The sequence below is a fragment of the Caulobacter sp. FG121 genome, from assembly GCF_057809815.1.
The window spans coordinates 26,297-38,035 of sequence record NZ_JBMDKR010000001.1; the positions used below are offsets into that span (position 1 = coordinate 26,297).

The following is an 11,739-nucleotide window of genomic DNA, read 5'->3' on the forward strand; positions in this document are numbered from 1 at the left end:
TTAGTGCCGGGCGCTCGCCGGCCCCTCGCCCGACTCCATGGCGAGAATACAGGCGATGATCTCGTCCCATTGCGCCAGCCCCTCCACATCGCCCAGCGCGGCCAGTTCGGCCGCGCGCATCACCGCCATGACCTCGGCGTCTTCGCCGTACTGACCGATCAGCGCCAGGGCCGTGGCGCGGGCGCCGTCGGAGAAGGTCATCGCGGGGGGCATGGAAGGACTCCAGACGTCGGATCAACCGCGCCACAGCTAAGGCGGCGCGCCTCGCGGTCAACAACGGCCCGCCAAGCTGCTAGAATCCGCACATGACCTCGCTCGGCTTCACTCTGTTCGATACCGCCATCGGTCGCTGCGGCCTCGCCTGGCGCGAACCGTGGATTGTCGGAACCGCGCTGCCCGGCGCGAGCGACGACCAGGTGCGTCGGCGATTCGCCGAGCGATTTCCCGGGTCGGTCGAGTCGCGTCCACCGGAGACCCTGGAGCCCGTCATCATCGGCATCGTGGCCCTGATGACCGGCGAAAAGGTCGATCTCTCCGAGGCCCCGCTGGATATGGACGCCGTGCCGCCGTTCCACCGCCGCGTCTATGCCGTGGCACGGAAGATTCCGCCCGGCGAGACCATGACCTATGGCGAGATCGCGCTGGCGATGGGCGAGCCGCGCGAAGCGGCGCGGGCCGTGGGCGAGGCCATGGGCCGGAACCCCTTCCCCATTCTCATGCCCTGTCATCGGGTTCTCGGCGCCGGCGGCAAGCCGGGCGGATTCTCCGCGCCGGGTGGGGTCGAGACCAAGTTGAAGATGCTCGAGATCGAGGGGGCCAGGGTCGGAGACGCGCCGACGCTGTTCGACGCCCTGCCGCTGGCGGTCAAGCCGGGACGATAGGGGACACGTACCTTTGGTACATGTCCCCGGCTAGTCCACCGCCACCGTGTAGTTCAGCGCAAGCCGACCGCCGTCGGGGTAGATCGTCTGACCGGTCATGTAGCTGCTGTCATCGCCGGCCAGGAACACCGCCACCCGGCCGATCTCGCGTGGCTCGCCAATGCGCTTGAGCGGCGTACGGGCCAGCACGCCGCGTTTCGCGGCCTCGTCCTTGAAGACGCCCTTGAGGATCTCTGTGGCGATGGTGCCCGGCCCGATGGCGTTGACCCGGATGCCGTGTTCGGCGAGGCCCAGCGCCATGGTCTTGGTCAGCTGATTGATCGCCCCCTTGCTGGTCACGTAGGGGACCTGGCCGGGGATCGCGAGCACCGCGTTCACCGAACTCATGTTGATAATCGAGCCCGGCTTACCGGCGGCGACCAGGGCCTGGGCCACCGCCTGGCCGATGACGAACACCGCGCGGACATTGACCGCCAGAACCGCGTCGAAGTCCTCGAGAGTCGTGGCCAGGATGTCGCCGGGTCGCAGGATGCCGGCATTGTTGACCAGGATGTCGATGACCCCGAGTTCGGCGCCGGCGCGCGCCACAGCCGCCCGGGCCGCGTCCGCGTCCGATACGTCACAGGCGATGGCCAGCGTCCGGCGGCCGGTCTCGGCCGCGATCGCCGTCGCGGCGGACTGCGCGGCCTCTCCGTCCCGATCGAGCAGCGCCACATCGGCCCCCTCACGCGCCAGTTCCTGCGCGCAGGCCAGGCCAATACCGCCAGCGGCGCCGGTGACCAGCGCGATACGGCCGGCCAGGCTCATCACCACACTCCGACGTTGGGCATCGACGCCCAGGGCTCGGCGGGCGGCAGGTTGGCGCCCTTCTGCAGCAGCTCGATAGAGATGTTGTCCGGCGACCGGATGAAGGCCATGTGGCCGTCGCGCGGCGGGCGGTTGATCGTCACCCCGCCGTCCATCAGACGCTGACAGGCCGCGTAGATGTCGTCGACGGCATAGGCCAGGTGGCCGAAGTTGCGCCCGCCGTCATAGGCCTCGTCGTCCCAGTTCCAGGTCAGTTCGACCGTAGGCGCACGTTTGGCCTTCGCAGCCTCCAGATCGTCCGGCGCGGCGAGGAAAACCAGGGTGAAACGCCCCGCCTCGACGTCGACGCGCGAGACCTGGGCTAGGCCCAGCTTGTCGCAATAGAAGTCGAGCGCGGCGTCGAGATCGCGGACCCGGACCATGGTGTGAAGGTAATGCATCGGTCGCCTCAAGTGACTTTGGAGCGTTGTCGGAAAGCGGGATCGTCATAGGCCCGGGTGCGAACGACTTCCACCAGCAGATCGGCGGCGGCGGCCACCTCGGTGAACGACAGAAACAGCGGCGACAGGCCAAAGCGCATGGTCCCCGGATCCCGGTAGTCGCCGATCACGCCCCTGCTGATGAGGCACTGAACGATGGCGTAGGCGTCCGGGTGATGGAAGGCGACGTGGCCACCACGCCTCGCGCTCTCCGCGGGACTTTCCAGCATCAGCGCGTCGCCGACCCGATCGATGAACAGGGCGCCCAGCGCCCGGGCCTTGGCGGCGGTGGCTGTCGGACCGGCCTCCAGCGCCAGATCGACGCCGCCCTCAAGCGCCGCGAGGCTGAGCATCGGGGGGGTGCCGCAGGCGAAGCGGGATATGCCCTCGGCCGGGTCATAGCCGTCCTCGAAGGCGAACGGCCTGGCGTGGCCGAACCAGCCGGACAGCGGCGAGACCAGCACCCCCTTATGGCGCCGCGCGACGAACAGGAAGGCTGGGGCTCCGGGGCCTCCATTGAGATACTTGTAGCCGCAGCCGACCGCGAGATCGGCGTTACAGCCGTTGAGGTCGACCTCCAGCACGCCGGTGCTGTGGCTGAGATCCCAGAGCACCAGCGCGCCGACCGAGTGGGCCTTGGCCGTGAGCGCGGCCATGTCGCGCACCGCGCCGCTGCGATAATGGGTCTGGCAGAGCACGAGCAGCGCGACCCCTTCGGTGATCGCCGCGTCCAGCGCCTCGCCCTCGGCCAGCACCAGCCGGCGGTCGCCGCCGAGCGTGCCTAGCGCGCCCTCGAGCATGTAGAGATCGGTCGGAAAGTCGCCCGGGGCGCTAAGCACGACCTTGCGATCCGGACGGCTCTGCAGCGCCGCGACGGCCAGCTTGTAGAGGTTGGCCGAGGTCGAATCGGCGACGAGAACCTCGTCGGGTTCAGCGCCGATCAGGCCGGCGATCTTGCCGCCGACGCGGGTCGGGGCGCCGATCCAGTCATGCGTGTTCCAGCCGCGCACGAGGCTTTCCCCCCACTCGGTCGCCAACATCTCGCGCACCCGCCCGGCCGAACCTGACGGCAAGGGGCCAAGCGAATTTCCGGCCAGATAGATCAGCCCCTCCGGGCGTTCGAAGGCTTCGCGAAAGCGTGCAAGGGGGTCGTCTGCGTCAAGCGCGGGGGGGTCGAGGCGCGAAGTCATGCGTGACTTATCGGCCGCACCCGCCCCGCTGGCCAGTCCACGAAAAGGAACATTTCAGGAATTTCATTTGCGACCGTCCCCCATTATGGAGATACCGAACACTGTTTAGATTGCGCCCGGGGGCTGATTCAGGACGTGCTGCGCGCGCCCGGTCGCTTGGGTGCGCCCGGGACAAGAGATGCAGATCAAACGCTCCTACCTCATCGCCGGCGCGATCCTCGCCGTCGTCGTGGCCTTTTTCGCCGTGGGCACGGTCCTGCGCGCCCTGGCTCCAAAGCCGAAGACCGAAGCCAGCGCGACCAGCGCCAAGGCAGAGGATCCGCTGGTCAAGGTGGCGGCGATCGCCGAGGTCGTCCGGCCTTCGGTGATCTCGGTGCGGGGACGGACCGACGCCAACAAGACCGTCGTGGTGCGGTCCGAAACGGCCGGTCCGGTCGCCGCTACTCCGGCGCGCGAAGGGTCATTCGTCGTCAAGGGGACGATCCTCTGCCGCCTGTCCGTGGACGCCCGCCAGGCCTCCGTCGACCAGGCGCGCGCCGCCCTCAAGTCCCGTCAGCTGCAGCGGGAAGCCTCCGAACGCCTCGCCGCGCAGGGCTACCGCTCCCAGACCCAGGTTCTTCAGGACCAGGCAAACCTGGACGCGGCCAACGCCGCCGTGCGCCAGGCCGAGGTGCTGCTGGAACAGGTCAACATCCGCGCGCCCTTCTCGGGTGTGTTCGACAGTCGTGACGCCGAAGTCGGATCGTTCCTCGCGCCAGGCGGCGCCTGCGGCACCATGATCCAGCTGGATCCGCTGGTGATCATCGCCGATGTGTCCGAAGCCGAAGTCGGCGGCCTCCGGGTCGGCGCGTCGGCGACCGCGACACTGGTGTCGGGCGAGGTGCTGAGCGGCCGCGTTCGGTCGGTCGGTCGGAGCGCCGATCCGGCGACCCGCACCTACCGGGTGGAAATCGAGGCCCGCAATCCGGGCGGCCGCGCGCGGTCCGGCCTGTCGGCAGACGTCAAGGTCTCGGTCGGTTCAGCCCCTGCCCTGCTGGTGCCCTCCGCCACGCTGGTGCTCGACTCGGCGGGTCGCCAAGGCATCCGCTACATCCGCAACGACGGCCGTGTCGGCTTCGCGCCGGTGCAGGTGCAGGACGAGACGCCGGACGGCATCTGGGTGACCGGCCTGCGCGGCCCGGCCCAGATCATCATCGTCGGTCAGTCCTACGTGTCTGAAGGCCAGAAAGTTCGCGTGTCCGCGCGCTAGGCGCGTCGGACCCAGGAGAAGACCAAGATGATCGCAGCCCTGATCGACGGCGCCATCAAGCGGCGCAAGGTCGTGCTCGGCATCGCCGCGATTGCGTCGCTGTTTGGCCTGTTCGCCTACATGGGGCTGCCCCGGGAATCGAACCCGAACATTCCCGTGCCGTTCATCGCCATCACCGTGCCGTATCCGGGCGTCAGCCCCGAGGACTCGGAACGGCTGCTGGTGCGTCCGCTTGAGCGCGAGCTTCAGTCCCTCGAGGGTCTGAAGGAGATGAATGCCGTCGCCCAGCAGAACGCGGCGACCGTGGTGCTGGAGTTCGAGGTCAACTTCGACAAGGACAAGGTCCTGCAGGATGTGCGGGCCAAGGTCGACCTCGCGCGCGGCCGTTTCCCGCCGGACGCTGAAGAAGCGATCATCCAGGAAAACAACGTCAACGACGACCCGGTGCTCGGCATCATGCTGTCCGGCGCGGCGCCGGAACGGACGCTGTACCAGACCGCGCGCGAGCTTCAGGACCGCATCGAAAGCCTGGAGGGCGTGCTGCGCACGGACCTCGGCGGCGGCCGCGAGGAGCTGCTCGAGGTCACGATCGACCCGGTGCGGATGGAGGCGGCCAACGTCAGCGCCGGCGAGCTCGCGGCGGTCATCGGCCGCAACAACCAACTGGTCCCGGCCGGCAATCTGCAGACCGCCGGTGGCAAGTTCGCGGTCAAGGTGCCGGGCGTCATCGAGAAGCCCGAAGACATCCTCGCCCTGCCGATCAAGAAGAACGGCGACCGTCTGATCACGGTTGGCGACATCGGCGAGGTGCGCCGCACCTTCAAGGAGCCGACGCGGATCACCCGTTTCAACGGGCAGCCGGCCTTCGCCATCGACGTGGTCAAGCGGTCCGGAGCCAACGTACTCGATACCGTGGCCGAGGTCCGAAAGGTCGTGGCCGAGGAGTCCAAACGTTGGCCGCCGACGGTCAAGGTCGACTTCACCTACGACGAAAGCGAGTTCATCAACCGCGGCCTCGTTGTGCTCGAGTCCGGCCTGATCACCGCGACCCTGCTGGTGATGGTGATCATCATCGCCAGCCTGGGGCTGCGGCAGGGGCTGATGGTCGGCCTGGCGATCCCGCTCTGCTTCATGATCGCCTTCCTGCTGCTGCAGGCGTTCGGCATCACCCTGAACCAGATGGTCATGTTCGGCCTGATCCTGGCCGTCGGCATCCTCGTCGACGGGGGCATCGTCATCGTCGAATACGCGGATCGAAAACAGGCCGAAGGCATGGCCAAGGCGGAGGCGTTCGCCGCCGCCGGCAAGCGGATGTTCTGGCCCGTGGTCAACGGCACGCTGACGACGCTGTGCGCCTTCATCCCGTTCATGTTCTGGAACTCGATCGCCGGGAAGTTCATGAGCTACCTGCCGATCACCCTGTTCATGGTGCTCGGCGCGTCGATCTTCGTGGCCCTGATCTTTACCCCCGCGCTCGGCTCGATCTTCGGTCGCAAGACGGGGGTTGATGAAGAGCATCTGGCCCAGATCCACAAATCGGAGCACGGCGACCCGCGCGAGATGGAAGGGTTCATGGGCTGGTACGCCCGGATCCTGTGGTCATCCGGACATCATCCTGGCCGCGTGACTCTGGTGGCCATGGCGGTGATCATCTCGATCTTCGTCTGGTTCTCGAAGACGCCGCACCGCACCGAGTTCTTCCTCGACCAGGATCCGGAATGGGCGACGGTCTATGTGAAGGCGCGCGGCAACCTGTCGACCGAGGCGGCCAACGCCCTCGTGCAGCAGGTCGAGTCCCGGCTGGTGGGTCTGAAGGGCATGGAGTCGATCTACGCCTCCGCCGGCGCGTTCAACAGCTTCGGGTTCGGCGGCCCGCCGAACGACACCATCGGCCGGCTGCGCATCCAGTTCGTCAATTTCGAAGCGCGGCATGAACTCGACATCCGCGGACAGCAGATCGTCGACGACATCCGCAAGCGTGTCGCCGACGTGCCCGGCGTCCTGACCGAGGTCCAGCTGCCGCAGGGCGGTCCGCCCCAGGGCAAGGACATCCAGGTCGAGCTGCGGGGCTCCGACCCGGCCGCGCTCAACCAGGCCGCCGACATGATCAAGGCGCACCTGGCCCCCGATCCGCAACTGATCGAGCAGGAAGACACCCGCGCCTCGCCAGGCATCGAGTGGAACCTGACCGTCGATCGCATCGCCGCCGGTCGCTATGGCGTGGACGTGCTGCAGGTCGGCCAGGCGATCCAGTTCGTGACCAACGGCATTCTGGTCGGCCGCTTCCGGCCCGACGATGCTGAAGACGAGCTCGATATCCGCGTCCGCTTCCCGCCGAGCGCCCGCAACATGTCGGCCTTCGACAGGCTGAAGATCACCACCGCGCAGGGCCCGGTGCCGGCGAGCTACTTCGTTCGTCAGACCCCGGCCCAACAGGTGACCTCGATCCAGCGTCGCGACGGCCAGCGACTGGTGATCATCAAGGCCAACACAGTCGACGGCGTGGCCGCAAACCAGAAGATCGAGCAGCTCCGGCCGTGGCTCGAGAAGGCGCCGATCGACTCCTCGGTGCGCTGGAAATTCCGCGGCGCCGATGAGGAGGCCCAGAAGGCCGGCGTGTTCTTCATGGTCGCGGGCCTGGCCACCATCTTCATGATGGGCATGATCCTGCTATGGCAGTTCAACAGCTTCTACGGTGTGCTGGTGACCCTGTCGGCCGTGGTCATATCGACCGTCGGCGTGTTCCTGGGGGTGCAGATCAACCTGCTGCATACCTTCGACTACATCTCGATCATCATGATGGGGACCGGGATCATCGCCCTGTTCGGGGTTGTCGTGGGCCACAACATCGTGCTGGTCGACACCTACTACCAGCTCAGGCGGCAGGGCTTCGACGCCGATGTCGCGGCCATGCGCGCGGCGGTGCAGCGGTTCCGCCCGGTCATGCTGACCACGCTGGTGACGGTCGTGGGCCTTCTGCCGCTGATGTTCCAGATCCACCCGAATTTCCGCGTCGGCGATATCGAGTACAAGTCGCCGGGCTCGGAATGGTGGGTGCAGTTGTCCGCCGCCGTGGTCTGGGGCCTGAGCTTCGCGACCCTGCTGACCCTGTTCCTGACGCCGGCCGCCCTGGCCGCGCCGAAGACGCTGGCCCGCCGGTTCCGCAATGTCTGGCTCACGCTGCGCGGCAAGCAGCGCTGGGAAGACCGCCAGAGGGTCAACGAAGACGCCCAGGTGGCCGACGCCGGCTACCAGGCCTACGAGCGGCCCGGGCATTAGCGACGGTAGGAGCGGATGCTCCCCCTCTGGGGGAGCTGTCCGCGAAGCGGACTGAGGGGGTCCCCCGAGATTTGAGCGGACCCCCTCCGTCGCTGCTGCGCAGCGCCACCTCCCCCGGCGGGGGAGGACCTTCCCTATCGGCCGCGGGTCTGGCGTTTCCACAGGGTGGCGTACTCGCCACCCGCGGCCAGCAGCGCGTCATGGGCGCCACGCTCGACGATACGGCCCTTCTTGAGCACGAGGATCTCGTCGGCGTCGGCGACGGTCGACAGACGGTGGGCCACCACAAGCGTTGTGCGGCCCTTGCGAGCCCTGCGCAGGGTGTCCTGGATCGCAGCCTCGGTGCGGGAATCGAGGGCGCTGGTCGCCTCGTCGAGGATCAGCACTCGCGGATCCGCCAGCAGGGCCCGGGCCAGTCCGACGCGCTGACGCTCGCCGCCCGACAGCTTCAGCCCGCGCTCGCCGACCTTGGTCGCCATGCCGTCCGGCAGACTCTCGATAAAGGCCGACAGTTCGGCGGCGGCGGCGGCGGCGACCACCTCCTGCGGCGTCGCGTCGGGACGACCAAAGGCGATGTTGGCCTCAAGCGTGTCATTGAACAGCGCAACATCCTGCGGCACCAGCGCCACCGCCCGGCGAAGGGCGGACATCTTCAGGTGACGCAGGTCGACGCCGTCGATGGACACCGCGCCAGCCTGCGGGTCGATGAGCCGCAGGGACAGCCTTACAAGCGTGGTCTTTCCCGCGCCTGACGGCCCAACCAGAGCGACCGTCGTCCCGGGCCGGGCGCGGAAGCTGACCTCGCTGATGCCCTCGGATCGCGCGCCATGGCGGAACGAGACTGCATCGAACACGACCTCCCCGCCCTGCCCCGCCGGTGCCTCCGGCAGTCCCCGGGCGTCGGCCGCCTCGGCCACGTCCGGCGCCTGGCGCCGCAGATCAAGCATCGCCTCCATGTCTATGAAAGACTGACGGATTTCGCGGTAGGCGAAGCCGAGGATGTTGAGCGGCGCATAGAGGTTGATCATGATCAGGACGGCGGCCATGACGTCGCCCGGCCCCATGCGGCCGTTGGACGCCTCCCAGCCGGCCATGACCGCCATCAGGGCGAGGCCGAGGCTCATTATGCCCGACTGCAGGGCATTGAGCAGGGTCAGTGAGTTCGTCGCCTTGACCTGGGCCAGGGCATACTGGCCCAACGCCACGTCGTAGTTGGCGACGGCCCGCGACTCGGCCCCGAACGTCTTGACCGTTTCGTAGTTGATCAGGGCGTCGACGGCCCGGCCGGCCGCCTCCTGATCGGCCTCGTTCAGCGCCCGCCGGTGGGCAATGCGCCAGTCGGACACCGTGAAAGTCAGGACGACGTAGACCACCACCGTCGCCACCGCGACGGCGGCGAACCGCCAGTCGTACTTGCCCGCCAGCACGCCGGCGGCGATCAACAGCTCGACCACGGTCGGCGCGAGGTTGAACACCAGAGCCCGCAGCAGGAAGTCCATCGACCGGGCGCCGCGATCGATAACCCGCGACAGGGAGCCGGTCCGCTTGCTCTGGTGAAAGTCCATCGACAGGGACAGGGCGTGGGCAAAGGTCTCCGAGGCCGCCCGCGCCTGCGCCGCCTGGGCGACGGGCGTGACGATCGCGTCGCGGGCCTGCGGGGCGATCGCGGACAGGAAGCGGATGCCGGCCCAGCCCAGGGCCATGCCGGCGAACGCCGCGCCGACCTGGACACCGGCGTTCTGGCCCACGGAGAGGCGGTTCACCGCCGCGCCGAGCAGCAGGGGGGCTGTCACGCCTGCGACCTTGCCGACAAGCGTCAGGATCAGGGCGACCGTCAGTCGCCAGGTCAGGCCCGGCGCCTTCGACCGCAGGACCAGGCCCGCAAGGTCCTTGAGCGCCGTCAACGGCTTCGCGCGGGGTTCCACCTCTGGCGGCGGGGCCACGCCCTCCGCGGGACGGCGCGTTCGCGCCACGTGACCGCGCATCAGCCCGCCGCCGGGCGCGGATCGAACAGCAGGGTCGTCTGGGCGCCGCCGCCGGGAGTCATCCAGTCAATGCGCCAGGCATTCGGGAGGCGGGACGCCCGGAATGGCCGGTCCAGCGCAGCGGGCCGGCCCGTCGCGACGATCACGACGTCCTCGCCGCCTTCACCGGACATTTCGAGCTCGTGCGACGCCGGCGTTATCGGCCGGCTTAGGGCGAAACTGTAGCGCCCCTGCCGGTCCACGACCGTCCCGCCCGCGGCCGAACGGTCCAGCCGCAGGCCGATGTCGGCATTGACGGTTCCCACGCCGGAAATCATCGCCGCGCCGTCACGGTCAAAGTCGAGCGCGAGGATCTGCGGACGCCGGGATGGCGCTGCGATCACCTGGGTCCCCGCCCCGGCCCGAAGCAGGGCGGCGTGGCCATCCGGCGCCACGGCCAGGTAGCCCTCTGCCTGGATCGACCGGTCGCCCACCGTCATGGCGACGCCGAACAGACGCAGGTCCGGCGCCGCCGGCACGACGATGGTCCAGAGCCCGGCAGCGTCCGCCAGGCCATAGCGCAGTTGCCCGGTCGGTTCCCCCAGGCGGACCTTAGACCCCGGCGCGGCGACACCGGCGATGGCGACGCCCGCTCGCCCGACCCGCGTCGCAAGGACGTGCGGGGGGGTCAGATAACCGTCAACGGCCGCCGCCTTGGCCGCATCCGTCTTCCAGACCGCGCGGCCGCCGTCGCCACAGGCGCCGACCAGCAGCAACGGCAGCAGACCCGCCCAGACACCCCACCGACCCGTCACCACGCTTGCAACCCTGCCCTCAAAACCCGATCATGCAGATGATAGTCCCACGGCGCGCCCGCAAGCGCGCCTTTTTCATCCCCGGAGTCCTGAGGCGATGTCCAGCCAGCCTGCCCGCGTGGAATCGATCTGCGTCTACTGCGGATCCTCCAACGACGCGGACCCGCAGTTCCTGTTCTCGGCCCACGCCATAGGCGGCGAAATCGCCGGAGCCGGCCTGAAGTTCGTCTACGGCGGCGGCGGCGTCGGCCTGATGGGCGCCAGCGCGCGCGGCGCGCACGATGCCGGCGGCCGGGTGCTGGGAATCATCCCGGACTTCCTGCAGGGCCGCGAGCAGCCGTTCGACGACGTCGAGACCATCGTCGTCCATTCGATGCACGAGCGGAAAATGATGATGTTCGAGCAATCGGACGCCTTCGTCGTGCTGCCGGGCGGCATCGGCACGCTGGAAGAGATCGTCGAACTGCTGTCCTGGCAGCGGCTGGGCCTGCATTCCAAGCCGGTGGTCTTCTACAACCCGCGTGGGTTCTGGGACCCGCTGTTCGAGCTGTTCCACCACACGATCCGCGAAAAGCTTTCGCCGGAGAATTTCGCCGACGCCTGGCGCTCGGTCGAGACGGTCGAGGCGGTCGTCCCCGCGGTGCTGGCGATGAGCGCCGAAGTCGGCGGCGGCTCGCCGGACCGCAACATGTCCGGCTTGACTTAGTTTCAAAAAGAAACCCTCTATGCCGCCAGCGCTGACTCCCTTCAGCGCGGGGACAGGAGATTACACATGCGCACGCTCGTGCTCGGAGCGGCGATCGCCGCTTGCCTGGCCGGATCCGCCTCGGCCGCCGGCGACACCCAATCCGCCTGGCTGGTGCTCAAGGCCAAGACGTCCACGGGACACCTGGTCGTCAACGGGGCTGTCTGGACGTGCAAGGTCAACGTCTGTCGATCGACCCGCGTCAAGCCGGACGCCGCGACAGCGTCCTGCAAGACGCTGTCAGCCGAACTGGGCGAAATTGCCGGCTTCGGCTACCGCGGGCGGGACCTGACCGCTGCGGAGCTTGCGGCCTGCAACACCCACTAGGCG

General features: G+C 68.3%; 11 protein-coding genes. 5 read left to right on the forward strand and 6 right to left on the reverse strand.

Going from position 1 to position 11,739, the window contains the following annotated elements:
- Nucleotides 1-213: a hypothetical protein gene (locus ACODSL_RS00135; RefSeq protein WP_488898596.1), complete on the reverse strand. Its 213-nt coding sequence runs from the start codon at nt 211-213 to the stop codon at nt 1-3.
- 92 nt (nt 214-305) lie between these two features.
- Here ACODSL_RS00135 and ACODSL_RS00140 point away from each other — a divergent pair, with 92 nt between their 5' ends.
- A complete protein-coding gene (locus ACODSL_RS00140) occupies nt 306-881 on the forward strand; it encodes a methylated-DNA--[protein]-cysteine S-methyltransferase (protein ID WP_488898597.1) in 576 nt (191 codons plus the stop codon).
- Between the two features lie 30 nt (nt 882-911).
- On the opposite strand, the gene ACODSL_RS00145 is transcribed toward ACODSL_RS00140, so the two are convergent.
- The 3 genes from ACODSL_RS00145 to ACODSL_RS00155 are packed head-to-tail and all read right to left on the reverse strand — an operon-like array spanning nt 912 to nt 3,357.
- Entirely contained in the window at nt 912-1,688 is a 777-nt protein-coding gene (locus ACODSL_RS00145; protein ID WP_488898598.1) for an SDR family NAD(P)-dependent oxidoreductase, read from the reverse strand.
- Nucleotides 1,688-2,128: a lactoylglutathione lyase gene (locus ACODSL_RS00150; RefSeq protein ID WP_488898599.1), complete on the reverse strand. Its 441-nt coding sequence runs from the start codon at nt 2,126-2,128 to the stop codon at nt 1,688-1,690. The genes ACODSL_RS00145 and ACODSL_RS00150 overlap by 1 nt, the downstream gene beginning before the upstream one ends.
- 8 nt (nt 2,129-2,136) lie before the next feature.
- Entirely contained in the window at nt 2,137-3,357 is a 1,221-nt protein-coding gene (locus ACODSL_RS00155; protein WP_488898600.1) for a kynureninase, read from the reverse strand.
- Between the two features lie 178 nt (nt 3,358-3,535).
- On the opposite strand from ACODSL_RS00155, the gene ACODSL_RS00160 reads away from it, so the two are divergent.
- A complete protein-coding gene (locus tag ACODSL_RS00160) occupies nt 3,536-4,606 on the forward strand; it encodes an efflux RND transporter periplasmic adaptor subunit (RefSeq protein ID WP_488898601.1) in 1,071 nt (356 codons plus the stop codon).
- Between the two features lie 27 nt (nt 4,607-4,633).
- Nucleotides 4,634-7,885, forward strand: coding sequence for an efflux RND transporter permease subunit (locus ACODSL_RS00165; RefSeq protein ID WP_488898602.1), 3,252 nt, complete (start codon nt 4,634-4,636; stop codon nt 7,883-7,885).
- A gap of 134 nt (nt 7,886-8,019) precedes the next feature.
- Here ACODSL_RS00165 and ACODSL_RS00170 read toward each other — a convergent pair whose 3' ends face one another.
- Complete coding sequence (locus tag ACODSL_RS00170) at nt 8,020-9,870, reverse strand: ABCB family ABC transporter ATP-binding protein/permease (RefSeq protein WP_488898603.1); 1,851 nt, start codon at nt 9,868-9,870, stop codon at nt 8,020-8,022.
- Nucleotides 9,870-10,667, reverse strand: coding sequence for a hypothetical protein (locus ACODSL_RS00175; RefSeq protein ID WP_488898604.1), 798 nt, complete (start codon nt 10,665-10,667; stop codon nt 9,870-9,872). Before ACODSL_RS00175 ends, ACODSL_RS00170 begins: the two co-directional genes overlap by 1 nt.
- A 94-nt stretch (nt 10,668-10,761) precedes the next feature.
- Between ACODSL_RS00175 and ACODSL_RS00180 the strand changes: the two genes are divergently transcribed.
- Together ACODSL_RS00180 and ACODSL_RS00185 are read left to right on the forward strand one after the other, a co-directional pair.
- The gene (locus tag ACODSL_RS00180; RefSeq protein ID WP_488898605.1) at nt 10,762-11,370 is read left to right on the forward strand and encodes an LOG family protein; all 609 of its coding nucleotides are present in this window, start codon (nt 10,762-10,764) and stop codon (nt 11,368-11,370) included.
- A gap of 66 nt (nt 11,371-11,436) precedes the next feature.
- Nucleotides 11,437-11,736, forward strand: a complete 300-nt coding sequence (locus ACODSL_RS00185) for a DUF8200 family protein (protein WP_488898606.1) — start codon at nt 11,437-11,439, stop codon at nt 11,734-11,736.
- The last annotated feature ends 3 nt before the right edge of the window (nt 11,737-11,739 follow it).